This is a genomic window from Pseudomonas sp. SORGH_AS_0199 (genome assembly GCF_031453735.1).
GTDB lineage: Bacteria > Pseudomonadota > Gammaproteobacteria > Pseudomonadales > Pseudomonadaceae > Chryseomonas > Chryseomonas aestiva.
Map to the genome: position 1 here is coordinate 478,231 of NZ_JAVJAE010000001.1, position 22,691 is coordinate 500,921.

General features: G+C 67.3%; 28 protein-coding genes. 16 read left to right on the forward strand and 12 right to left on the reverse strand.

The features are described 5' to 3' along the window. Positions 1 to 31 precede the first annotated feature (31 nt). Both QE444_RS02270 and QE444_RS02275 read left to right on the forward strand, forming a co-directional pair. Complete coding sequence (locus tag QE444_RS02270) at positions 32 to 460, forward strand: OsmC family protein (protein ID WP_309737277.1); 429 nt, start codon at positions 32 to 34, stop codon at positions 458 to 460. A gap of 116 nt (positions 461 to 576) precedes the next feature. Next, complete coding sequence (locus QE444_RS02275; protein WP_260175707.1) at positions 577 to 705, forward strand: hypothetical protein; 129 nt, start codon at positions 577 to 579, stop codon at positions 703 to 705. On the opposite strand, the gene QE444_RS02280 is transcribed toward QE444_RS02275, so the two are convergent. The 3 genes from QE444_RS02280 to QE444_RS02290 all read right to left on the reverse strand — a co-directional run bounded on the left by QE444_RS02280 (position 702) and on the right by QE444_RS02290 (position 1,849). Continuing rightward, complete coding sequence (locus QE444_RS02280; RefSeq protein ID WP_309737278.1) at positions 702 to 974, reverse strand: cupin; 273 nt, start codon at positions 972 to 974, stop codon at positions 702 to 704. The genes QE444_RS02275 and QE444_RS02280 overlap by 4 nt on opposite strands. A gap of 159 nt (positions 975 to 1,133) precedes the next feature. Beyond that, on the reverse strand, positions 1,134 to 1,367 hold the full coding sequence (locus QE444_RS02285; RefSeq protein ID WP_187980687.1) for a hypothetical protein: 234 nt from the start codon (positions 1,365 to 1,367) through the stop codon (positions 1,134 to 1,136). A 65-nt stretch (positions 1,368 to 1,432) separates the two neighbouring features. Continuing rightward, positions 1,433 to 1,849 (reverse strand): MarR family winged helix-turn-helix transcriptional regulator, encoded by a 417-nt coding sequence (locus QE444_RS02290; RefSeq protein ID WP_044341206.1) that lies wholly within the window; start codon positions 1,847 to 1,849, stop codon positions 1,433 to 1,435. Positions 1,850 to 1,903: 54 nt separating this feature from the next. Here QE444_RS02290 and QE444_RS02295 point away from each other — a divergent pair, with 54 nt between their 5' ends. Together QE444_RS02295 and QE444_RS02300 are read left to right on the forward strand one after the other, a co-directional pair. Continuing rightward, positions 1,904 to 2,698, forward strand: a complete 795-nt coding sequence (locus QE444_RS02295; RefSeq protein ID WP_309737281.1) for a siderophore-interacting protein — start codon at positions 1,904 to 1,906, stop codon at positions 2,696 to 2,698. Beyond that, on the forward strand, positions 2,695 to 4,041 hold the full coding sequence (locus QE444_RS02300; protein WP_208693409.1) for an MFS transporter: 1,347 nt from the start codon (positions 2,695 to 2,697) through the stop codon (positions 4,039 to 4,041). Before QE444_RS02295 ends, QE444_RS02300 begins: the two co-directional genes overlap by 4 nt. On the opposite strand, the gene QE444_RS02305 is transcribed toward QE444_RS02300, so the two are convergent. Beyond that, entirely contained in the window at positions 4,038 to 5,156 is a 1,119-nt protein-coding gene (locus QE444_RS02305; protein ID WP_309737282.1) for an aminopeptidase, read from the reverse strand. The two genes, QE444_RS02300 and QE444_RS02305, sit on opposite strands and share 4 nt — an antisense overlap. On the opposite strand from QE444_RS02305, the gene QE444_RS02310 reads away from it, so the two are divergent. Together QE444_RS02310 and QE444_RS02315 are read left to right on the forward strand one after the other, a co-directional pair. Then, complete coding sequence (locus QE444_RS02310; protein ID WP_309737283.1) at positions 5,155 to 5,577, forward strand: hypothetical protein; 423 nt, start codon at positions 5,155 to 5,157, stop codon at positions 5,575 to 5,577. The genes QE444_RS02305 and QE444_RS02310 overlap by 2 nt on opposite strands. Positions 5,578 to 5,611: 34 nt before the next feature. Further along, positions 5,612 to 6,046 (forward strand): hypothetical protein, encoded by a 435-nt coding sequence (locus QE444_RS02315; protein WP_187980692.1) that lies wholly within the window; start codon positions 5,612 to 5,614, stop codon positions 6,044 to 6,046. 43 nt (positions 6,047 to 6,089) lie between these two features. On the opposite strand, the gene QE444_RS02320 is transcribed toward QE444_RS02315, so the two are convergent. Next, positions 6,090 to 6,266, reverse strand: a complete 177-nt coding sequence (locus QE444_RS02320) for a hypothetical protein (RefSeq protein ID WP_166655878.1) — start codon at positions 6,264 to 6,266, stop codon at positions 6,090 to 6,092. Positions 6,267 to 6,369: 103 nt separating this feature from the next. Next, the gene (locus QE444_RS02325; protein WP_133860294.1) at positions 6,370 to 6,600 is read right to left on the reverse strand and encodes a DUF1161 domain-containing protein; all 231 of its coding nucleotides are present in this window, start codon (positions 6,598 to 6,600) and stop codon (positions 6,370 to 6,372) included. A 147-nt stretch (positions 6,601 to 6,747) separates the two neighbouring features. Between QE444_RS02325 and QE444_RS02330 the strand changes: the two genes are divergently transcribed. Beyond that, entirely contained in the window at positions 6,748 to 7,416 is a 669-nt protein-coding gene (locus QE444_RS02330) for a hypothetical protein (RefSeq protein WP_133860293.1), read from the forward strand. On the opposite strand, the gene QE444_RS02335 is transcribed toward QE444_RS02330, so the two are convergent. Beyond that, complete coding sequence (locus QE444_RS02335) at positions 7,398 to 8,627, reverse strand: nucleoside recognition domain-containing protein (RefSeq protein ID WP_208693405.1); 1,230 nt, start codon at positions 8,625 to 8,627, stop codon at positions 7,398 to 7,400. The two genes, QE444_RS02330 and QE444_RS02335, sit on opposite strands and share 19 nt — an antisense overlap. A gap of 127 nt (positions 8,628 to 8,754) precedes the next feature. Between QE444_RS02335 and QE444_RS02340 the strand changes: the two genes are divergently transcribed. The 3 genes from QE444_RS02340 (at position 8,755) to ubiA (ending at position 10,888) form a co-directional block, all read left to right on the forward strand. Then, complete coding sequence (locus QE444_RS02340; RefSeq protein ID WP_133860291.1) at positions 8,755 to 9,324, forward strand: DUF2780 domain-containing protein; 570 nt, start codon at positions 8,755 to 8,757, stop codon at positions 9,322 to 9,324. Beyond that, complete coding sequence (locus QE444_RS02345; RefSeq protein ID WP_285385915.1) at positions 9,308 to 9,865, forward strand: chorismate lyase; 558 nt, start codon at positions 9,308 to 9,310, stop codon at positions 9,863 to 9,865. The genes QE444_RS02340 and QE444_RS02345 overlap by 17 nt, the downstream gene beginning before the upstream one ends. A 75-nt stretch (positions 9,866 to 9,940) precedes the next feature. Continuing rightward, positions 9,941 to 10,888, forward strand: coding sequence for a 4-hydroxybenzoate octaprenyltransferase (gene ubiA / locus QE444_RS02350; protein ID WP_273861034.1), 948 nt, complete (start codon positions 9,941 to 9,943; stop codon positions 10,886 to 10,888). On the opposite strand, the gene QE444_RS02355 is transcribed toward ubiA, so the two are convergent. Both QE444_RS02355 and QE444_RS02360 read right to left on the reverse strand, forming a co-directional pair. Further along, entirely contained in the window at positions 10,873 to 11,862 is a 990-nt protein-coding gene (locus tag QE444_RS02355; protein WP_133860289.1) for a DMT family transporter, read from the reverse strand. The two genes, ubiA and QE444_RS02355, sit on opposite strands and share 16 nt — an antisense overlap. Before the next feature lie 243 nt (positions 11,863 to 12,105). Further along, entirely contained in the window at positions 12,106 to 13,059 is a 954-nt protein-coding gene (locus QE444_RS02360) for a LysR family transcriptional regulator (protein ID WP_133860288.1), read from the reverse strand. Positions 13,060 to 13,315: 256 nt separating this feature from the next. Between QE444_RS02360 and QE444_RS02365 the strand changes: the two genes are divergently transcribed. From QE444_RS02365 to QE444_RS02380, 4 genes are read left to right on the forward strand one after another with little or no spacing between them, the layout of a single operon-like run. Further along, positions 13,316 to 14,818 carry an efflux transporter outer membrane subunit gene (locus QE444_RS02365; protein ID WP_285385918.1) on the forward strand — a complete coding sequence of 501 codons (1,503 nt, stop codon included), beginning with the start codon at positions 13,316 to 13,318 and terminating at the stop codon, positions 14,816 to 14,818. Further along, complete coding sequence (locus QE444_RS02370; RefSeq protein WP_282280811.1) at positions 14,815 to 16,971, forward strand: FUSC family protein; 2,157 nt, start codon at positions 14,815 to 14,817, stop codon at positions 16,969 to 16,971. The genes QE444_RS02365 and QE444_RS02370 overlap by 4 nt, the downstream gene beginning before the upstream one ends. Next, positions 16,961 to 17,161, forward strand: a complete 201-nt coding sequence (locus QE444_RS02375; protein WP_007160208.1) for a DUF1656 domain-containing protein — start codon at positions 16,961 to 16,963, stop codon at positions 17,159 to 17,161. Before QE444_RS02370 ends, QE444_RS02375 begins: the two co-directional genes overlap by 11 nt. 10 nt (positions 17,162 to 17,171) lie before the next feature. Continuing rightward, the gene (locus tag QE444_RS02380; protein WP_309737284.1) at positions 17,172 to 18,071 is read left to right on the forward strand and encodes an HlyD family secretion protein; all 900 of its coding nucleotides are present in this window, start codon (positions 17,172 to 17,174) and stop codon (positions 18,069 to 18,071) included. 316 nt (positions 18,072 to 18,387) lie between these two features. Here QE444_RS02380 and QE444_RS02385 read toward each other — a convergent pair whose 3' ends face one another. The 3 genes from QE444_RS02385 to QE444_RS02395 are packed head-to-tail and all read right to left on the reverse strand — an operon-like array spanning position 18,388 to position 19,065. Further along, the gene (locus QE444_RS02385) at positions 18,388 to 18,549 is read right to left on the reverse strand and encodes a DUF1328 domain-containing protein (protein WP_007160206.1); all 162 of its coding nucleotides are present in this window, start codon (positions 18,547 to 18,549) and stop codon (positions 18,388 to 18,390) included. A 29-nt stretch (positions 18,550 to 18,578) separates the two neighbouring features. Further along, the gene (locus QE444_RS02390; protein WP_309737285.1) at positions 18,579 to 18,791 is read right to left on the reverse strand and encodes a hypothetical protein; all 213 of its coding nucleotides are present in this window, start codon (positions 18,789 to 18,791) and stop codon (positions 18,579 to 18,581) included. Positions 18,792 to 18,810: 19 nt separating this feature from the next. Continuing rightward, positions 18,811 to 19,065, reverse strand: a complete 255-nt coding sequence (locus QE444_RS02395; RefSeq protein WP_007160204.1) for a hypothetical protein — start codon at positions 19,063 to 19,065, stop codon at positions 18,811 to 18,813. A gap of 441 nt (positions 19,066 to 19,506) precedes the next feature. Between QE444_RS02395 and algB the strand changes: the two genes are divergently transcribed. Further along, positions 19,507 to 20,856: a sigma-54-dependent response regulator transcription factor AlgB gene (gene algB, locus QE444_RS02400; protein WP_309737286.1), complete on the forward strand. Its 1,350-nt coding sequence runs from the start codon at positions 19,507 to 19,509 to the stop codon at positions 20,854 to 20,856. Further along, the gene (locus QE444_RS02405) at positions 20,853 to 22,643 is read left to right on the forward strand and encodes an ATP-binding protein (RefSeq protein ID WP_133860283.1); all 1,791 of its coding nucleotides are present in this window, start codon (positions 20,853 to 20,855) and stop codon (positions 22,641 to 22,643) included. Before algB ends, QE444_RS02405 begins: the two co-directional genes overlap by 4 nt. Positions 22,644 to 22,691 lie beyond the last annotated feature (48 nt).

Consider the following 22,691-nt stretch of genomic DNA (forward strand, 5'->3'; position numbering starts at 1 on the left):
TGGATTCGTACCTAACAACTGGAGATGCTCCATGAAGAAATATGCTTCCGCGGTCTGGCAAGGCGGTCTGAAGGATGGCAAAGGCCATATCTCCACCGAGAGCGGCGCGCTCAAGGACAATGCCTACGGCTTCAACACCCGTTTCGAAGGCACGCCAGGCACTAACCCCGAAGAATTGATCGGCGCGGCCCATGCTGGCTGCTTCTCCATGGCCTTCTCCATGCTGCTGGGCCAGAACGGTCTGACCCCCGAGCGGATCGAGACCAAGGCCGATGTGACCCTGGACAAGGTCGGCGACGGCTTCGAGATCACCACCATCGATCTGACCATGAAGGCCAAGATCCCCGGTGCCACCCAGGAGCAGTTCACCGCCATCGCCAATCAGGCGAAGGAAGGCTGCCCGGTGTCCAAGGTGCTCAAGGGTGCCAAGATCAACCTGAACGCCACGCTCGAAGGTTAAGGGTCACAGGTGGCTGCCGGTGCCGCCCAGGCATCGGCAACACCCTGTTCCAGAGCTCGTTCGCCGGGAACTTCGCGACTCGCTAGACTGCTCCGACCCCGCTTTCGGAGAGCACGATGAACGACTCCATCTTCATGACCCTGTTTTCCATCCTCGCCCTGTTGCTGCTGGGCGGCGGTGTCTACGGTTGCGTGATCCTCAACCGCCAGCGCAAGGATATCGAGAAGAACGACAGCGAAGGCTAGGCCGGTCGCCGACCCGCCAGATAGCGCACGCCCTGGGCGCCGAAGACTTCTGAGTGAGGCTCATGGGCGGCCAGGTGAAAGACCTCCCCTGCCGCATAACAACGCTCGCCCGTTGCCGTGCGAATGCGCAGTTCGCCTTCGATAACCAGCGCCTTCGCTTCGAAGGGATGCGCATGGGCTTCCAGGCTGCCCAGGGCTTCGCGCTCGACCAGCACCGGTGGCTGAAAGCCCTCGCGGGCGAGTTGCTCGATGAAGGTGGCCTGGTCCAAGAGCGCTCCTTGAATTGATGACGATCAACGCCCAGATTAGGAATCCAGTCCAACAGGGGCCAGTGCAATATCGCTATGACAGGGCATGGCTGCCGCTATGGCCGACCGCGCCTGCCGAGCCGATGGAAACCTCGGCGACCCGAGGTTCCACGTGGAGCATCAGCGCTCCAGCTTGCGCTCGACCTCGGCGGTCTTGCGCTTGAGCGCTTCGGCTTCCTGCTCCTTGGTCTTGATGTCGGTCGGCGTGATGACCTTGTCGATGGCATCGGTCGGCGTCGATTCCGGCTGCTCCATGTCCTTTTTCACCACATCCACCGGACGGCCCGCCTCATCGAGAGCGGGTTCGTTGGGCGGGGTCTTGCCCAGGTGGGCATCGGAACGCTGGTCAGTCATGGCAGGCTCTCCTCAATAGGGTGTCTCTTTCGAGCGCAACGACCGACAGGGAGTTCGCCCGCGACTCAATTGCGGATGCGAACCCGCTCCAGATAGGCCAGCAACTGCGCCTGCTCGCTGGCATCCAGCGGCGCGAAGACCGCTTCCAGCGCCTGGGTACGCGGCACCTGGGCCTGGTCCAGCGCCTGGCGACCCTGCTCGGTCAGATGGACCAGCAGCGCCCGGCGGTCCTGGGGATGGGGTTCGCGACGGACCAGGCCGTCGCGCTCCAGGGCGTCGAAGGCATCGGTCAGGGTACGGGGCGCATGGCGCAGCTGTTCGGCGACCTCGCCCGGACGGCAGGGTCCCAGGCGCTCCAGCACCTTGAGCACCTTATAGCGGGCGAAGGAGAGTCCGGAGGCCTTGAGGGTCTCATCCAGTTGTTGGCGCATCTGCCGTTTCAGATCCATCAGGGCTTCGGCAATGGCGGCGGCGGTTGACATGAAAGCTGCTTACCTCGAATATAGTGAGGAACCTCAATGAATGGTACCTCTGCAATGGCGACATCTTTTCACAGCCGCGAGGGCGATGCCAGTGCCCCTCACCTTTTCCAGCGTGTGCGCTTCGACCTCAAGCGACGTTGGGCGACCGTCGTCCGCCGCGAAGACCTGGGTGGCGACCTGCTGCGCCTGACCTTTGGTGGCAGCGACCTGGCCGATTTCCAGAGCGCGGCCTTCGACGAGCACGTGAAGCTGTTCGTCCCCGCCGACACCACCCCGATCCGCGCCGCCAGCGCCGAGCAGCTGGTGGGTCGACACTACACGCCGCGCCACTACGATGCCGCCCATGGCGAACTGGCCATCGACTTCTATCTGCATGAAGCCGGGGTGCTGACCACCTGGGCGCGTCAGGCGCAGCCCGGTGCCGAGCTGATCATCGGCGGCCCCAAGGGCGCCCTGGTGCCGCCCGAGGACTTCGACTGGTACCTGCTGGCCGGCGACGAGACTGCCCTGCCCGCCATCGCCCGCCGCCTGGAGCAGCTGGCCGCCGGCGTCCGGGTCCAGGTCGTCGCCGAAGTGGCGCGTCCGGGCCTGGAGATCGCCCTGTCGACGGCCGCCGCCGCCGAGATCCGCTGGGTCTATCGCGAAACCGGGGCCAATGCCCTGGTGCAGGCCCTGGAGCAGCTGGAGCTGCCCGCGGGCGAAGGCTATGCCTGGATCGCCGGTGAAGCCACGCAAGCCCGTGCCGCGCGCCAGGCGCTGCTGGCCAAGGGATTGCCGCGGGACTGGGTCAAGGCGGCCGGCTACTGGAAGCTTGGCGAAAGCGACCAGCACGTGAAGGTCGAGGATTGAGTACCACCGCCGCCGTCACCGACGGCCTGCCCCCGCCACGCCGCTATCGCGCCGTCGCCGCCCTGCTACTGGCCATCAGCATGACGGTGCTGGACAGCGGCATCGCCAACCTGGCGCTGCCCAGCATCGCCGAGGCCCTGGACGTCTCGGCCGCCGCGGCGGTCTGGATCGTCAGCGCCTATCAGCTAAGTCTGGTCGCCCTGCTGTTTCCCCTGGCCGCAGTGGCCGAGCGTCTTGGCCTGCGCCCGGTCTTCACGGCCGGGGTCGGAATCTTCGGCCTGGCCTCCCTGGGCTGCGCCCTGGCGCCGGATCTCGCCAGCCTGGTGGCTGCACGGGCGCTGCAGGGGGTGGGCGCCGCCGCCATCATGTGCGTCAGCGCCGGTATCGTCCGACTCTCCTATCCGCGCGACCGGCTGGGTCGTGGCATCGCCATCAATGCCCTCTGCGTGGCTCTGGGATCGGCTGCTGCGCCCAGCCTGGGGGCGGCCATCCTGGCGCTGGGTGGCTGGCCCTGGCTGTTCGCCGTCAATGTGCCCGTGGCGATGCTGATCGCACTGCTGGTGCACAACCTGCCCGACAGTCCCCGTGCGCAGCGCCGCCTCGATCCGTTCAGCGTGCTGCTCAACGCCCTGCTGTTCTGCGCCGGCATCGGCGGTCTCGAACGCCTCGGCGCCGCGCCGTTGCAGGGCGTAGGCCTGCTGCTGCTGGCCGCGGCCAGTCTGCTGTTGCTGGTACGCCGCGAGCGCGGTCTGCCGGCGCCCCTGCTGCCGGTGGACCTGCTGGGACTGCCAGCCATGCGTCACTCGGTGCTGGCTTCGGTCTGTTCCTTTGCCGCGCAGATGCTCTGCTTTCTCGCCCTGCCCTTCTATCTGCAACACCAGCTCGGGCTGGTGCCCTTGCAGGTCGCCCTGCTGATGCTGGCCTGGCCGCTCACCGTGGCTGTATCGGCGCAGGTGGCCGGGCGCCTGGCCGACCGCCATCCGCCGCAGCGGCTGTGCATGCTCGGCGGTCTGGGCATCGCCCTGGGGCTGGCGGCGGCAGCGGTGATGCCGCTGGAGCGCTCGACCGCCCTGCTGATCCCCTGCCTGATCCTCGGCGGCATCGGCTTCGGCTTCTTCCAGGTACCCAACAACAGGATCATGCTCACCGCCGCCCCGGCCGGGCGCAACGGCGCCACCGGCGGCGTCCAGGCCACTGCGCGGCAGACCGGCATGGCCCTGGGCGCCGCGGCCCTGGCGCTGCTGCTGCATCTGGACAACAGCCTGGCCCCGCGGCTGGGGCTGGCCCTGGCGGCAACGCTGGGTCTGGTCGCCGCCTGGTCCAACTGGCGGGCACCGCGCTAGGGCTGCGGTGTCGCCTGGTCGAGCAGCGCCTTGAGCGCCTGCTCACGCTCGGCCGCCGGCCGCTCGCCCAATAGCCGTACCCGCTGGAAGAACGCCGGCCAGTTGCCCGGGTGCTGTCGATAGAGGGCGGCAAAGGCCGGCACCCACTGTTCGTACAGACCATAGGGCACCAGCCGCGCGTTGTTGAGCGGCTGGCTCATCCAGCCATCGAAGCGGCGATCGTCACGCCAGGCCGGGGTGGCGCGCAGCCGCTGGTAATCGCTGCGCAGCTGCGCGAAGCGCCGGGCCTTGGCCGCGCGCTTGGCCGCGGTCGTCAATGGCTGGGCATAGAGCCTGGCCAGGTCTGCGCGAGTGGTCAGCAGCAGCGCGCGGAATTGCTGATAGCGGGCTTCGCGCCCCGTATCGGGTGGCAGGCCGCGACTGGCGCGCCATTGCCGCAGGCCTTCGCCCTCGACGAAGGTGGCATAGGACTCGTTGAAGGCGGTATCGCCGGGCAGATAGAAACGCTGGTGCGCCAGCTCGTGGAAGATCGTGGCCGCCACCTGGTCGTCGTCCCAGCGCAGCATGCTGCTGAGCAGCGGATCGCTGAACCAGCCCAGCGTCGAATAGGCCGGCACGCCACCGACATAGGTGTCCTGGCCCTGCGCCTGCAGCCGCTGCGCCTCGGCTCGGGCCTTGGCTTCCCGGTAGTAGCCGCGATAGGCCACGCAACCGGCGATGGGAAAGCAGTGGGTGGTGGGCTGGGTGGAAAATTCGGCGGTGGCGAAGACATTCCACAGCACGAAGGGCCGCTTGAGTTCGACGAAACTGCGATAGCTGGCGTTGTCCGGCAGGGCCAGTTCGGCACTGGCGAAGCGGCGGGCCGCCGCCGCGGCGGCGAGGCGTTCGCGCAGGACAGCGGGGCGCGCCGGATCTGCGACGACCGTCGCAATGGGCTCGCGATCACGGATCAGCGCCCACTGGCCCTGTACCATCTGGCCGTAGTACCCGACCGAGGTACAACCGCTCAGTCCGATCACGAGGGACAGCAGCGCCAGCCAGCGGCTCGTGCGTTGCGCAGGCAGGGTGCCTGGCTGGGTGGCGCGCCCTTCCCTGCCCGGAGTTGTAGCCGTCATGCGTAGACTGTGCCTGCTGTTGCCTGTGCTGTTCCTAGGTGGCTGTTCCCTGTGGCCCTTGCCCAAGCCCGATCCGGCACAGGCCTGGATCGATCTGGACAGCGATGGCAAGGCCAGGCTGGAAGCCCTGCGCGCCGATCGCAAGGATCTCGAAGACAAACGCTACTTCCAGGTCTGGCCAGGGAGCCATGATCTGCAGGTACGCTACCAGTTCGAGGTGCAGCCCACCAACATCGGCGCCCAGGTGGCCGATCCGCTGGCGCGCACCTGCCTGGTGACCCTCAACTACAAGGCCTTCGCCGCGGGCGAGCGCTATCGCCTGGAAGCCGGCCAGACCGGCTGGCGGCCCTGGGCGCGCCTCTATGACGAGCGCAACCAGGAAGTGGCGCGCAGCACTGCCAGTCGTTGCGGCGACGTGTAGACTCGGCTGATCTCCCTGCCGCGAGTCGCCGTCCATGCGTCTGCGCCTGCTGGTCCCTCTGCTGCTACTGCTGGGCGGCTGCACCACGCCGCTGCCCCCTGTGGATCCCCATCAGGCATGGGTCGATCTGGTGCTGCGCGAATCCGCGGTAGGCGCTTCGCTGCTGGCCGAGTCCCAGGACGGCAGGCGTCTCGACGATGGCCGCTATTTCCAGCTCACCCCCGGCAGCCACAGCCTCAAGGTGAGCTATCGCTACGAACTCTATGGCGGCGGTGGCTTCGGTTCGCGCTTCGGCTGGCGGGAACCGCTGCAGATCCAGTGCTATCTGGAACTGGACTACGCGGACTTCCAGGCCGGCCGGCGCTATCGCCTGGAAGCCGAGAACACCTTCGGTCAGGGCGAGATCACCCTCTACGACGGCCCGCGCGAACTGGTGAGTTCCGAACGAGGCATCTGCTCGCCCTTCTGACCCGCGACTGGCCAGGCGGCCAGCACGGTCAGGCAATGGACCGCTAGGCGGGCACGCTGAGCCAGTCGTCCTGGCTGCGGTCCTGGGTGCGGACCACGGGCGGACGACTCTTCTGCTCGCGCAGCTGGCGACTCATGCGCAGGAAATCCTCGCGTTCCATCCAGCGCGGTGCGGGCTGGGCAAGGGACAGAGCTTGGCGAATCCGGGCGAACGGCGACATGGCATTACCCTCTTGGCTAAATACTGTATGCGCAAACAGTACTAAGCCAGGCGGAACTGTACAAGTATCCAGCGGATGAACGGTCTGTCCCCCGGGTCGGGGATCAGTCGTTGCGCTGATAGAGGATCTTGTAGGTCCCGTTGGCGCAACTGCCCACCACCATGTTGGGATCGCGCACCTCGGCATTGGGGACCGCTTCGAGGGTATAGGCGGTCACCCCGGCCGACTGGATCTTGACCTCGATGTCGGCCTTGAGCTGGTCGCAGGACAGGGGTTCGGCCCGCACGGCGGTGCTCAGCAGGGCGGCGCAGCAGAGTAGCGATAGACGCAGCATGGCGATTTTCCTTGGCGTGATGACCTCTCAGGCTTGGACGCCCGAGCTGTGGCGATGTTCTCAGCGCTGCCCTTTGCTCAGCGAAGCGGTGGAACCTGGAGCCCGAACGGTATTTCCGATGGTCACTCCTTCCAGCGAAGTGCCCCCATGTTCCAGTGGTTGAAAGACAATTCCCAAGTCCTCACGCTCTTCGCCCAGTGCTGCACCCTGGGCGTCTGGGTGCTCTATGCGCAGCTCCTGCTCAACAACTACAAGCGCCAGCGCCAGCCGCGGCTGATCATCAACCGCGGCGCCGGTAAGGGCGTGGGTGCCCTCTGCCTGCTGTCCAACATGAGCGCCGAGCCGGTGTTCATCAACCAGCTCACGGTGATCCTCAAGACCAATCGCGAGACGCTCTACACCGATGTCACCGACATCCGCGAGAGCGGCCAGGATGACTTCGACCCCGATCTGGTGCTGGGCGAGGCGACCCACCAGGGTCCGCTCAACACCGGTGACTTCACCCACATCGGTACCTTCCAGGGTCTGATCCGCCGCGCCGCCGAGCACAACGGCCTGACCCTGGAAAACCACCGGCCGCCCGAGGGCTGGGTATTCGAGGGCCTGGAGATCCGCGCGGTCGCCTTCTATGGTTCGGATCACGATCCCATTGGAGTACGCCGGCGCTTTCGCCTGGGCCAGCACGACGGCCACTACTGCGCACTGATCGCCGAAGACTGGCAGACCCAGCAACTGACCTCGCGCCGCCAGCGGCGCATGGTGCAGGACGACTGGATGGTCGACCTGGAACCCAAGGCTCAGCCAAAGAACCAGTAGCAGATCAGGATCGACGCCGTGACCCCGGTGAACTCCGCCAGCAGGGCGCAGCCCACCGCGTGGCGGGCGCGCTGGATGCCCACCGCGCCGAAGTACACCGCCAGCACATAGAAGGTGGTCTCGGTACTGCCCTGGATGGTCGCCGCCACCAGCGCCGGAAAGCTGTCCACGCCATGGGTCTGCATGGTCTCGATCAGCAGCGCGCGGGCGGCGCTGCCGGAGAAGGGCTTGACCAGCGCGGTGGGCAGCGCCTCGACGAAGCGGGTGTCCCAGCCAAAGAAGGTCACCGCATGGCGAACGCCTTCGAGGATGGCTTCCAGGGCGCCGGAGGCGCGTAGCACGCCCACCGCGCAGAGCATGGCGACCAGATAGGGCAACAGCGACTTGGCGACGTCGAAGCCTTCCTTGGCGCCTTCGACGAAGGCTTCGTAGACCGGCACCTTGCGCAGGGCGCCAAGGATCATGAACGCCAGGATGATGCCGAACAGGGTCAGGTTGCCGAGCAGCGACGACAACCCGGCCAGCGCAGTGGCGGTCAGGGTGAAGAGAAAGGCGACGAAGGCGCCGAAGGCCAGGGCGCCCCCGCCGATCCAGGCCAGCACCACCGGATCCCAGAGTTTCAGCCGCTGCATGAAGGCCACCGAGAACAGCCCGACCAGGTTGGCGCAGGTATGGGCGAGCAGGATCGGCAGGAATACCAGGGTCGGATCAGTGGCGCCCTGCTGGGCGCGGTACATGAACACCGTTACCGGCAGCAGTGTCAGCGAGGAGGCGTTGAGCACCAGGAAGAGGATCTGCGCATTGCTCGCCGTGGTGCTGCTGGGATTGAGCTCCTGCAGGGCACGCATGGCCTTGAGGCCGATGGGCGTGGCGGCGTTGTCCAGGCCCAGGCCGTTGGCGGCGAAGTTGAGGGTGATCAGCCCCAGCGCCGGATGGCCGCGCGGCACCTCGGGCATCAGCCGGGCGAACAGCGGCCCGAGCAATCGCGCCAGGGCGTCCACCAGCCCGGCCTTCTCGGCGATGCGCAGGATGCCGAGCCAGAGGGTCAGGGTGCCGAACAGCAGCACCATGACCTCCACCGACAGCTTGGCCATGGCGAACAGGCTCTCCACCATGGCGGCGAACACCCCGGTGTTGCCGGCCACCAGCCACTGGCCGAAGGCGCTGATCCCGGCAACGATGAAGAAGCCCAGCCACAACCCGTTGAGCATCGCGGTTCTCCCGGCAAAACGGCGATGATAACCGCAGCGTCCGCTCCCTGCAGGGACGCCGTTCAGTCTGTGGTCATCGCCGTCGGGTTATCCTCTGACCTTTCACGCAACCCGCTGGAGTCCGCCCATGCGTCTGTCCGTTCTCGCCCTGCCGCTGGTGCTCGCCGCCAGTCCGGTCTTCGCCTTCAACCTCAACGACGCCGTCAACGCCTACAACGGCGCCAACGGCAACAACAACGCCAAGGCCACCGCCGCCGCGGCGGCCACGCCCCAGGCCCAGGGCCTGCTGCAGGCGCTGACCAGCCAGCTCAACGTCACCCCGCAGCAGGCGGTGGGCGGCACCGGCGCCCTGCTCGGCCTGGCCAAGAATCAGCTGGTGGGCAACGACTATCGCCAGCTGGCCAAGGCCGTGCCAGGCCTGGATCAGCTGGCCGGCGCCAATGCCACTGGCGGCCTGGCGCAACTGGGCGGCCTGGGCAGTCTGCTCGGTGGCGGCGGTCAGGATGCCAAGCAGAGTCCGCTGGGCAGCCTGCTGGGCAATGTCGACAGCCGCCAGGACGTCGACAAGACCTTCAACGCCCTGGGCATGAACAGTGGCATGACCAGCCAGTTCGCCCAGGTGATCCTCGGCTATCTCGGCAAGCAAGGCACCCAGCCCTCCCTGCTGAGCACCCTGGGCAATGTCTGGGGCCTGTGACGGCGGCCCGCGCTGGCTGACCTACGCAGCGGCCGGCGCCGAGCCGGACTACGCCGAGGCGCCGCTCGGCTGGCTCTATGCGGACCGTGGTTCCCTCACCGAACGGCTGACCGCCCTCAGCGATGGACGCTTCGCCGTCGAGGTGATCGCCCAGGGCTGGCAACCGCTGCGCCCGGACGAGTGCCAGGCGCTTGAAGTGCCGCCGGCCAGCCCCGGCTGGGTGCGCGAGGTCTGGCTGCGCGGCAATGGCGAAGCCTGGGTCTTCGCCCGCAGCGTGGCGGCGCGCACGGCCCTGGAAGCGGCGGATTTCGACCTGGCGGCGCTGGGCGAGCGGCCGCTCGGGCACTGGCTGTTCCAGGCACCGGCCTTTGTCCGCGGGCCGCTGCAAGCCTGCCGCTATCCACTGGCCTGGCTGCCCGCAGGGGCGGCAACCGCGCCCTGCTGGGCCCGGCGCTCGGTGTTCCGGCGCGGTCCCCTGGCGATCCTGGTGGGCGAGGTCTTTCTGCCGGCCTTCTGGCCTCACGCCGGGCGCGAGGGCTAGGCGGAGCATCACGACGGCAGCGGCGACGCCCCGGGGCCCCTATAATCGCCAGGCCCTTCACCATGCAGCCGTCCGATGAAAAAGAACGCCTCCCGTCCCCGTGATCGCCGTCCTGCCGCGCCCCGCGGCCCCGAGCCCAGCGCCCGGGTGATCGCCACGCGTCCGCGCCGCGAGCGCATCCGCGACTTTGTCCAACTGACCCGGCTGGACCGACCCATCGGTATCTATCTGCTGCTCTGGCCCACCCTCTGGGCGCTGTGGATCGCTGCCGAGGGCGTGCCGAGTCTGAAGAATCTGCTGATCTTCGTGCTCGGCGTGGTGCTGATGCGCTCGGCCGGCTGCGTGATCAACGACTTCGCCGACCGCAACTTCGACGGCCATGTCGCCCGCACCAAGAATCGTCCCCTGGCCACCGGGCGCATCTCGCCCAAGGAAGCCCTGCTGTTCTTTGCCGTGCTGGTGCTGCTCAGCTTCGGCCTGGTGCTCTGCACCAATGCCACCACCGTCTGGCTGTCCTTTGGCGCCCTTGGCGTGGCGGCGCTCTATCCCTTCATGAAGAGATATACCTACTACCCTCAGGCGGTACTGGGTGCGGCCTTTTCCTGGGGCATGCCCATGGCCTTCACCGCCGAGACCGGCGAGTTGCCGGCGGCGGCCTGGCTGCTGTTCGTCGCCAACGTGATCTGGACGGTGGGTTACGACACCTATTACGCCATGGCCGACCGCGAAGACGATCTCAAGATCGGGGTGAAATCCACCGCCATCCTGTTCGGCGACGCCGACCGGGTGATAATCGCCACCCTGCAGGGCCTGACGCTGTTCTGCCTGGCGCTGGCCGGCGGCCGCTTCGGCCTGGGCCTGCCCTTCTACCTGGGCCTGCTGGTGGCAGCCGGCTGCTTCGCCTGGGAATTCCACGTCACCCGCGACCGTGACCCGCTGGTGTGCTTCAGGGCCTTCCTGCACAACCACTGGGCGGGTCTGGCGATCCTCATCGGGATCATCGCCGATTACGGACTGCGCTGAGCCGGAGCGCCCGCGGCGGCATCGGCCACCACCTCCGGCAGCGCCTCGGGTTGCGCCGCCGGCACCGCCCGGGCCTTCTTGGCCCTGGAGGCCTTGCGGCTCTGCTGCCAGGCCACCGCCAGGCCGCTGGCGCAGATGATGAGGATGCCGATCAGCGCGCCGCTGTCCGGCACATGGCCGAAGACGAGGTAGCCGATGATGCCGGCGGTGACGATCTGGCCGTAGCTGAAGGGCGCCAGCAGCGCCGGCGGCGCATAACGGAAGGCCTGGGTCAGCAGCAGGTGGCCGGACATGCCGAAGAGGCCGAGCAGCGCCAGCATGAAGCCGTGGGTCAGGGTCGGGATCTCCCAGAAGAAGGGCACCACGCTGCTCAGCACCAGGGTATTGATGATGCCGGTGAGAAAGTTGCTGGTGGTGGGGCTGTCGATGCCGCTGAGCAGGCGCGTCAGCAGCTGGTAGAGCCCGAAGCACACCGCCGAGCAGACCGGCAGCAGCACCGCCGGGGTGAACAGCTGGCCGCCCGGCCGCACGATGACCAGCACCCCGATGAAGCCGGCCAGCACCGCCGCCCACTGGCTGCGGGTCACGCTCTCCTTGAGCAGCGGCACCGACAGTGCCGTCACCATCAGCGGGGCGAGAAAGTTGACCGCGGTGGCCTCGGCCATCGGCAGATAGCGCAGCCCGGTGGTGAAGAACAGACTGCAGCCGATCAGGCACAGCGCCCTGAGCACCTGCAACCCCGGCCGCTTGGTGCGGATCACCGCCAGCCCCGAGCGCGGGATGAAGATGCCCATCATCAGCAGGGTGTGGGAGAGGTAGCGGGCCCAGACCACCATGACCACCGGATAGAAGCCGGACAGGTACTTGGAGAGGGCATCGTGGGAAGCGAACAGCCAGACCGCGAGGCAGATCAGGGCGATGCCCTTGAGCGGCTGGTCGGCGAATCTCAAAGTGGGTCCTGCGGTAGCGCTCATTGGACTCCCGTGGTACTGACGGCGGTCCCTGACCGCCTGCATGATCCGGCCGTCCTGCACGGCGGTCCGTCGGCGTGACCACCGACTCGGGACATGGACCTCGACGCCACCGGAGCGTGCCGTCGAGCAGCCGTCCTGTCGCCCTCAGGACCGCGATACCGGGCGATATTTCAATAGCTTACTAACTGTGACCCGGCGTGCAGCCCGGTCTCCCCCGAGCTTAGTCCAAGCGCCCCGCCGATCTCAATGCGCTTGGCCGACGACTTCGCTGACGGCCCGCACGAAGGCCTCGTCCGCCTCCAGCGCCCCGGGAATCTGCTCGCGCAGATAGGCCACCCAGGTGCGGATCTTGGCATCCAGGTACTGCCGCGAGGCATAGAGGGCATAGACGTTGAGGCGCTGCAGGCGATAGGCCGGCAGCACCCGCACCAGGCTGCCGTCGCGCAGGCCGTCCACCGCCGAATAGAGCGGCAGCACGCCAATCCCCAGCCCCTGGCGCAGGGCCTCGGTCATGGCGTCGCCGACGTTGACCTGGAAGGGGGTCTCGCCGATGCGATAGGTTTCCGGTCCATTGGGGCCGTCGAAGTGCCAGCGGTCGAAGGACACCACCGGACTGATGAATCTCAGGCAGGCGTGATTGGCCAGCTCCGCCGGCGTCTGCGGCTGGCCATGCTCCTGCAGATAGGCCGGCGAGGCGCAGAGTATGCTGTAGGTGTGGCCGATCTGCTGGGAGACGAAGCCGGAGTCGGGCAGCTCCACGGCTACCACGATGGCGAGATCAAAGCCCTCCTCCAGCAGATCGGGGATGCGGTTGGCCATGGTCAGGTCGAAGCGCACCTCGGGGTGCAGGGCGCGATAGCCGGCGATGGCGCGGATCACGTAATGCTGACCGATGCCGGTCATGCTGTGCACCCGCAGCCGCCCTTCGGGCCGCGCCTGGGCGTGCCCGGCCTCGGCTTCGGCCTCCTCGACATAGGCGAGGATCTGCTCGCAGCGCGCCAGGTAGCGCTGGCCGGCTTCGGTCAGGGCGATGCGTCTCGTCGTGCGGTGCAGCAGGCGGGTGCGCAGATGGGTTTCCAGATGGGCCACCGCCCGGGAGACGTGGGCCGTGGTGGTCTGCAGCGTCTGGGCCGCGCCGGTGAAGCTGCCGCTTTCCACCACGGCGACGAAAACGCGCATGTTGTGCAGGGTGTCCATGCCGCCTCGACAGTCGGGAAAAGCGTCATTCTCCATATTATTTCAGTATGTGAAACAAAGATTCGCGGGTTGACGCGCTAATCGACCACCCCGGAATTTTATAGAATCGTTAGCAGCCTAATGGTAACGTCCGCTGACCTCGCGGTTTACGTCCGTCCTCTACAGGCGTCCTCTTCAGTTCCAGCTCATCTCGCCAACCTCGCTGCGCTGCCTCATGCCAGACGCAGGTTTGGCCCTGTTGCCAACGGACCTCCACGTGTCGCCTTCCTCTAGCAGAGTCTGGCCTGCGCTCTCGGTGGTCGCCCTCGCGACCCTGCTGGCCGGCTGTATCGGTACCGGTCACAACGCGCCCCAGGCGCAGCGTCTCGACGACCAGGCGCTGGCCACCGACGGTGCCATCCAGGCCGCCGCCAGCCAGGCCGCCTGGCCCGAGCGCCAGTGGTGGCGCGCCTATGGCGATCCCCAGCTGGATGCCTGGATCAGCGGCGCCCTGGCGGACAACCCGCGCCTGGCCACGGCTGCCGCCCGGGTGCGCCGCGCCGAGTCCCTGGCCGGCCTGGCCGAATCCCGCGAAGCCCTGCAGGTCGAGGGCAAGGGCGCCTTCAAGCGCTACAGCTGGCCCACCGACGGCTTCTATGGCCCGGGCGAGCTGGCCGATCGCACCACCTGGAACAACAATGCCGAACTGGGTCTGAGCTATGCCCTGGACTTCTGGGGCCGCGAACGCGACGCCAGCGCCCAGGCCCTGGACCAGGCCCACCAGGCCGCCGCCGAGGTGCGCGCGGCCGAGCTGGAGCTGACCGGCAACATCGTCCGCAGCTATATCGGCTTCGCCCTGCACCACGACCAGCGCGACATCCTCGCCGCCACCCTGGAGCAGCAGCGGCACCTGGCCGACCTCGCCCAGCGCCAGCTGGACGGTGGCCTCGGCACCCAGTTCGAGGTCAGCCAGGCGCGCGCCCTGCTGCCCGAGACCGAACGCCAGCTGGAAGCCCTGGACGAGACCCTGGCGCTGGATCGCAACCAGCTCGCCGCCCTGGCCGGCAAGGGCCCGGGTACCGGCGCCCGCCTGCAACGCCCGCGCCTGACCCTGGGCGCGGCACCGCGCCTGCCCAGCGCCCTGCCGCTGGAACTGGTCGGCAAGCGCCCCGACGTGGTGGCGCGTCGCTGGCAGATCGCCGCGGCGGCGAAGGGCGTGGACGTCGCCCGCGCCAGCTTCTATCCCAACATCGACCTGGTGGCCAACGTCGGCCAGTTCCTGACCCTGGGTCGCCTCAGCGAGATGCTGACCCACGCCAAGACCGGCTCCTTCATAGGTCCCGCCTTTTCCTTGCCGATCTATGACGGTGGCGCCCTGCGCGGTCGCCTCGGCGCGGAGTCGGCGGCCTACGACGTGGCCGTCAGCGCCTACAACCAGACCCTCGTCGACGCCCTCAAGGACATCTCCGACGCCCTGATCAAGGCCGATTCGGCAGCCCGGCAGGCCACCCTCGCCGACCAGGCCAGCCAGGAGGCCCAGCGCACCTACGACATCGCCCGCGAGGCCTTTCGCCGCGGCCTGACCGACTACCTGCACGTGCTCGACGCCCAGACCCGGCTGTTCGCCCAGCAACGCGTCACCGCCCAGGTGCACGCCCTGCGCCTGGCGGCCCAGGCCGCGGCCCTGGTCGCCCTCGGTGGCGGCGCGGACCTCGAACGCGGCCCGGGCGACCACGACCTGGTGCCGGCGCGCGTCGCCGTCGAGCGAGCCCCCCGATGACTGCCGGCACCGCCACCGGTGCGCCGCTGCGCCAGGCCCTCGGCGCCTGGGCCCGCAGCGATGGCAGCCTCTGGCTGTACCAGGCCAAGGTGCTGCTCGCCGCCAGCCTGACCCTGTGGCTGGCCATGCGCCTGCAACTGCCGCATCCCAGCTCGGCGGTGATCACCGTGTTCATCGTCATGCAGCCGCAGAGTGGCCAGGTGCTGGCCAAGAGCTTCTATCGGGTGATGGGCACCCTGCTGGGACTGGCGGTGATGCTGGTGCTGATCGCCCTGTTCGCCCAGGAACGGGTGCCCTTCCTAATCTTCCTGGCGCTGTGGATCGGCCTCTGCGTGGCCGGCTCGGCGCGCTACCGGGACTTTCGCAGCTACGCCTGCATGCTGGCCGGCTACACCGCCGCGCTGATCGGCATCCCTGCCGCGCTCAATGCCGACACCGCCTTCATGTCGGCGGTGATGCGGGTGCTGGCCATCACCCTGGGCGTGCTCTGCAGCGGCGCGGTGAGCGCGGCGGTCTTTCCGCAGACCAGCGCCACGGCCATGCGCGCGACTCTCTATCGGCGCATGGGCGGCTTCGCCGGACTGGCCGCCGACGTCCTGCGCGGTCGTCTCGACCGTGCCTCCCTGGAGGCTGCCGGAATACGCCTGGCCGCCGAGGCGGTGGGGCTGGAAAGCCTGCGCAGCGCCTCGGCCTTCGAAGACCCGCACATGCGCATGCGCAGCGGGCGCCTGGCCCGGCTGAACGCCGAATTCATGGGCCTGACTACCCGCCTGCATGCCCTCAGCCGCCTGCTGATGCGCCTGCGCGAGCGCGACGCCCAGTTGCCGCTGGCAGCCCTCGAACGCCTCTGGGCGCCGCTGCTGGAGGTGTTCGAGGAATGGCGTGGCCAGGCCCTTACCGAACGCGCGGCCCTGGTGGCGGCGGCGCGTCTGGAGCAGCTGCACCAGGTTCTGCGGCCGCGCATTCGCGCCCTGCGTGCCGAGTTGCCGCCCCTGAGCGAAGCTGACCGGCGGGACTTCGAGACCGCCGTGGAGCTGCTCTTTCGCTTCACTGGCGAATGGCACGGCTATCTGCAGACCCATGCCTCCCTGGCGGCGCCACGCCACAGTCGCGAACAGTGGAAGCCGCGCTTCGTGGCCAAGGCCAATGCCCTGGGCGCGGCGGTCACCGGCCTCCGCAGCGCCTTTCTGGTGCTGGTGCTGGGCGCCTTCTGGATCGCCAGCGCCTATCCCAGCGGCGGCATGCTGGCGCTCAACGCCGCGGCCGTCTCGGCGTTGGCCTCGGCCTCGCCCGATCCCAAGCGCACCGCCCTGCAGATGGCGGTCGGCGCCAGTGGCGGCGTGGTGCTGGGCTTCTTCCTGACCTTCTTCGTCTTTCCCTGGATCAGCGGCCTGCCGCTGCTGCTGCTGACCCTGGCGCCGGTGTTCATGCTGGGCACCTGGATTTCCCTGCGCCCGGGCTGGATGGGCTATGGCCTGGGTTGCCTGGTGTTCTTCTGCTTCACCTCGATTCCCGACAATCCGCCGGTCTACGACGCCTACGTCTTCATCAACAACGGCATCGCCGTGGTCCTGTCGATGGTGATCACCGCGGCGGTCTCGGCGGTGCTGCTGCCACCCAACAGCCCCTGGCTGTGGCGCCGCCTGGAGCGTGACCTGCGCCAGCAGCTGGTGCGGGCGGTGAGCGCGCCGTTGCCGCACCTGGCGCCGACCTTCGAAGGCCAGACCCGCGACCTGCTCAACCAAGCCTATGGCGTCAGCGCCGGACGCGGTGAAGCGCAGCGGCGCCTGATCGGCTGGGCCTTCGTGGTGCTGGAGATCGGTCATGCGGTGATCGAACTGCGCCAGTTGCAGGCCCGCCTGCCCGCGACCCCGCGCTATGCCGAGGGCAGCGCCTGGCGCCAGGCCATCCGCGTGCTCGGGCGCGCCCTGGTGCGCCTCTTCCTCAAGCCCGGCGCGGAACATCTGCGGCGGGCGCTGGTGGCAGTGGACGCGGCCCTGCTTGCCGTGGCGACCGTGACCGAACCGCCGGAACTGCCCTATGACGAGTCGCCCCTGCGCCAGGTGCAGAGCGACCTGCATTTCATCCGCAGTGCCCTGCTCGATCCCCAGGGGCCCCTGGCCCGCTATCACGAGATTCCCCATGCCCCGTGAAATCGCCTTCCACGGCCTCTACCTGCCCACCGTGACGGTGCTGTTCCTGGTCGCCGCCCTGCTCGCCTGGGCGCTGGACCGGGTGCTTGCCGCGGTCGGCCTCTACCACGTCGTCTGGCATCCGGCGCTGCTGCGCCTGGCCCTGTTCATCTGCCTCTACTGCGCCCTGGCGCTGTGCGTCTATCGCTAGGACTCCTGCCATGATCCTCAAGAAACTCTTCGGCGTGCTCTTTACCCTGCTGGTGGTCTGCCTGGCGCTGATCCTCGGGCGGCTGCTCTGGGTGCACTACATGAACGATCCCTGGACCCGCGATGGCCGGGTGCGCGCCGAGGTCATCACCATCGCGCCCGACGTGGCGGGTCTGGTGACCGAGATCGCCGTGCGCGACAACCAGTGGGTCAACAAGGGCGACCTGCTGCTGCAGATCGATCCGGAGCACTACGAGATCGCCGTGCATCAGGCCGAGGCCACGGTCGCCGCGCGCAAGGCCACCCTCGCCATGCGCCAGCAGAACGCCCGCCGCCGTGCCGACATCGACAGCCTGGTGGTTTCCCGCGAGAACCGCGAAGACGCCAGCAGCGCCGCCCTGGCCGCCGAGGCCGATCTGCGCCAGGCCCAGGCCCAGCTGGAATCGGCGCGCCTCAATCTCAAGCGCACCCGGGTACTGGCGCCGGTCGACGGCTACGTCACCAACCTTTCGGTGTTCAAGGGCGATTACGCCGCCGCGGGCGCGCCCAAGCTGGCCGTCATCGACGCCCATTCGTTCTGGGTCTATGGCTACTTCGAAGAAACCAAGCTGCCCCACGTGCAGGTGGGAGCGGCAGCCGAGATGCGCCTGATGAGCGGCCAGACGTTGCGCGGACATGTGGAAAGCATCGCCCGCGGCATCTATGACCGGGACAATCCCCAGAGTCGTGAACTCACCGCCGACGTGAATCCCACCTTCAACTGGGTTCGCCTGGCCCAGCGGGTACCGGTGCGCATCGCCCTGGATCCGCTGCCCGAGGGGCTGCTGCTGGCGGCTGGCACCACCTGCACGGTAGTACTGGAAGACGTTCGCGGCGAACGCTCCTGGTGGGAAGCCTTCTGGCAGGGCTGAGCCCGCCCCGGGCACCCGCCTTTTCACTGCGCCAAAACGACAACACCCCTGACACCGGCAGGTTTCGCTTGAGACGAAACCGGTCGAATTCAGGGGTGTGGTCGTATCCAGCCCAGTCCGCCGCGAGTGCGAAAGTACTCCCTGTACTCTTGGAACCCTCCCTTACTGCAGAGCGTCCCGACCTTGTGGCCCTTGCGTCTCGGATCAGGAGACGACTTCGAGGTTGTCCATTGAATCGGCTTAAAGCTGCAATTCAATGACAGCGCCTCGGCTGCCGGTCGTCACGACCGACAGCCTGTCTTTCATGAGGCTGGCGTCAGGGACGACGACGGCCCATGAAGAACGACACCACGAACAGCACCAGGAACAGCACGAACAGGATCTTGGCGATACTGGTGGCAGTACCGGCGATGCCACCGAAACCCAGGACGCCTGCGATGATCGCGATGATCAGGAAAGTGATAGCCCAGCTCAGCATGGTGTTTCTCCTATGTATTACAAGTGCACTCAGCGGACGACAGCACCTGTCCAGCGAGCAGTGGTTTTATTAGCGAAATCCTGGGTATCCAGACTCGCCATCCGTGGTTCCACAGCGGTCAGATCGAGATCCAGACCGTTGAGGTTGTGCGTCTGATTGAGCGCACGACCCATTATCAAAGCGCTGAGCAACATCCCGATCACAACCGCCGCTCCAGCGAACAACACAATCACCAGCAGCATCCACATCATCGTCATGACCTCAGAATACCCAGCGGGTCTGCTTTACCAGACGGTCACCGTTGGACTGTGCCGGGATGGCTTTGAGTTCCCCACGACCTTGACTTGCCAGCGGCTTGGCTGCGGGCACCATGGCCTGGGCAGCAATGCGGGTGGAGGCGATGAGGGCCTGTTCGCGGCTGACGTCCTGGCCCTGAGGGGCAGCGACGGCGGCGCTGGCGAAGCAAGCGAAGAGCGCAGTACCTACCAAGTGCTTGCGAAGGGTCTGGCTGATCATCGGGTCTCTCCTGCAGTCCGTTGGCCCTAAGGCCGGCTTGCCAAGGAGATTGCAGACTACGTGCCAGCTTTTCGAAAACCTTTTTTACCTTATAAATCAAAAACTTACAGTTTTCACTGGTAGCCGCCACACATGCACCTTGCAAGGTGCAACGCCTGAAGCATTGCGTTTTGCATGATGGCCAGGGGTTGCTTGGATGGTCCCGGTCCGGTCGGCTGCCAGGCGCAACGGCAAATGACCGGATAAAAGTCTTCCCGAGCACCGGGAAAACCGTCTTTTCCCCGTTTTCGCCCCTCCGGGTTGCGATCTGCACGATGCTCGCAGAGGGACGGTCGATAGCCCGATGGTCCTGTGGATTGCAACTTGCACGATGTATCATGGACTAACTGCCAGCCCTGTCCTTTAGCGCGTTTCGGCCCTTTGGCCTGGAGTTTTGCCGTCATGGAACAAACCAGCGGTCGCATCCTGCTCGTGGACGACGAAGCCGCCATCCTGCGTACCTTCCGCTTCTGTCTGGAAGACGCCGGCTACAGCGTCGCCACGGCCAACAGCGCGGCCCAGGCCGAAGCCCTGCTGCTACGTCAGGTCTACGACCTCTGCTTTCTCGATCTACGCCTGGGCGCGGACAACGGTCTGGACGTCCTGCAGCAGATGCGCATCCAGGCACCCTGGATGCGGGTGGTGATCGTTACCGCCCACTCGGCCATCGACACCGCGGTGGACGCCATGCAGGCCGGCGCCGCCGACTATCTGGTGAAACCCTGCAGTCCCGACCAGTTGCGCATGGCCGCGGCCAAGCAGCTGGAGTTCCGCCAGCTCTCGGCGCGCCTGGAGGCGCTCGAAGGCGAGGTGCGCAAATCCAGCGCCGGTCTCGATTCGCGCAGTCCGACGATGATGAGCATCCTGGAGACCGCCCGACAGGTCGCCACCACCGATGCCAACGTGCTGATCCTCGGCGAGTCCGGTTCCGGCAAGGGCGAACTGGCTCGCGCCATCCACGCCTGGAGTCGTCGCGCGAAAAAGACCTTCGTCACCATCAACTGCCCCTCGCTGTCCGCCGATCTGATGGAAAGCGAGATGTTCGGCCATACCCGCGGCGCCTTTACCGGGGCCAGCGAGAGCACCCTCGGCCGCGTCAGCCAGGCCGACGGCGGCACCCTCTTCCTCGACGAGATCGGCGACTTCCCCCTGGCCCTGCAGCCCAAGCTGCTGCGCTTCATCCAGGACAGGGAATACGAACGCGTCGGCGATCCGGTGACCCGCCGCGCCGACGTGCGCATCCTCGCCGCCACCAACCGCAACCTGGAACAGATGGTGGCGGAAAACGAATTCCGCGAAGACCTGCTCTATCGCCTCAACGTCATCGTGCTCAACCTGCCGCCGCTGCGCGAGCGCAAGGAAGACATCGTCGATCTCGCCGAGCGTTTCCTCGCCCGCTTCGTCAAGGACTACAACAGACCCGCCCACGGCTTCAGCGAGGCGGCCCTGGACGCCCTGCGCAACTACGGCTGGCCGGGCAACGTCCGCGAACTGCGCAACGTCATCGAACGCGCGAGCATCATCTGCGGCCAGGACCTGGTGGACGTCAATCACCTGGGCCTGGGTGACAGCCCGGCCACCGGCGGCGCCGCCAGCGCACCGCGGGTCGGCGAGGCGCTGAGTCTGGAAGCCCTGGAGCGCGCCCACATCGCCGCGGTGATGGCCACCAGCGAAACCCTCGACCAGGCTGCCAAGACCCTGGGCATCGACGCCTCCACGCTCTATCGAAAACGCAAGCAGTACGGGCTATGAAGCTGCCGATCAAGTTGCACACCCGCCTCTTTCTCAGCATCTCCGCCCTGATCGCCGTAGCCCTCATCGGGCTGCTGGTCGGCCTGGTCAGCGTGCTGCACCTGGCCCGCGAGCAGAGCGTCCAGACCCGCAGCAACCTGGACTTCATCAACCTGACGCTGAACATGCGCCAGGAGCTGAGCAACAGCCTGTTCCAGATGCTCGACGGGGCACCCGATCCGCAGTCACTGGTGGCGGCCCAGCAGCGTTTCCAGGAGTACCTGCAACGGGTCGAAGGGCAGATGCGCAATCCCGAGCAGCTGGCCATCCTGGAAGACGTCAAGCAGCGCTACCAGCGCTTCGCCGACTACCTGCGCTCACCGCCGGCAGGCTATGGCGAGTTGCGCGCCGATCGCGGCTTCCAGCAAACCCTCAATGCGCTGCGCACGCGCATTTACGACCTGCAGCGCAGCTACGTGGTGACCCTGGAGCGCATGCAGGACGAGGCCCATGACCGCGCGGTGATCATCGCCCTGCTGCTGGCGCTGATCGGCGTGGCCATCCTGGTCACCGGGGTGGTGACCGCCAACGGCATCGCCCGGCGCTTCACCGGCCCCATCGATGGCCTGGCCAAGGCCGCCGAGCGCATCAGCCAGGGCAACTTCGACGTCCAGCTGCCGACCTCGCAGATCGCCGAATTCACCCTGCTCAGCCGCCGCTTCGGCAACATGGCCCAGGCCCTGCACCGCCTCAGCCAGACCAATGTCGAGGCGCTGGTGGCCGGGCAGCGGCGCCTGCAGGCAGTGCTCGACAGCATCGACTACGGCCTGGTGATCCTCGATCCCCAGGGCAACATCGAACACGCCAATCCGGTGGCCTGCCGCCAGCTGGGCTGGAACGAGAATCACCTGGGTGAATCCCTGATCGCGGCGCTGGAACGTCCGGAAATCGAGGCCAGCGTGCAGCGCGTCCTGGCCGGCGGTGCCCTGGATGCGGCGCCCGAAGACCTGGAGATTCGCGTCGACGACGAGGTGCGGCTGCTGGCCTGGAGTCTGACCCCGGTCAACCACGCCGACGGGCGCAGCGTGGGCGCGCTGATGGTGCTGCGCGATGTCACCGAGCAGCGCGCTTTCGACCGGGTGCGCAACGAATTCGTCCTGCGCGCCTCCCACGAATTGCGCACCCCGGTCACCGGCATGCACATGGCCTTCGGTCTGTTGCGCGAACGCCTCAAGGTGGCGCCGGAATCCCGCGAGGCCTTTCTGCTGCAGACGGTGGACGAGGAAACCCATCGCCTGGTGCAGCTGATCAACGACCTGCTGGACTATTCCCGTCACCAGAGCGGTCTGCAGCGTCCGGAAAAATTGCCGAGCGAGATCGGCGATCTGCTGGAGGCGGCCCGTGCCCGCCACGCCGACGAGGCCCGCGAGCGCGATGTCGAGCTGGCCGTCGAGTTGCTGCACACGCCGCTGCCACGCGTCAGCCTGGATCCCAAGCAACTGGGCCGGGTGTTCGACAACCTGCTGAGCAATGCCCTGCGCCATACCCCGGCGGGCGGCCGTATCGTCATCCAGGCCATGCGCCAGAACGAGCAGCTGCTGATGGCGGTGCAGGACAATGGCGAGGGCATCGCCTACGCCCAGCAGGGCCGGGTGTTCGAGCCCTTCGTGCAGATCGGCAGCCAGAAGGGCGGCGCCGGCCTGGGCCTGGCCCTGTGCAAGGAAATCATCCGCCAGCATGGGGGGCGCATCGGCGTGGTCTCCCGCCCCGGTCAGGGCACCCAGATCTTCATGACCCTGCCGACCTGAGCCAGGTCGGCCTCCGCCCACGAGTAGGGTCGCGCCAGTCGGCCCGAT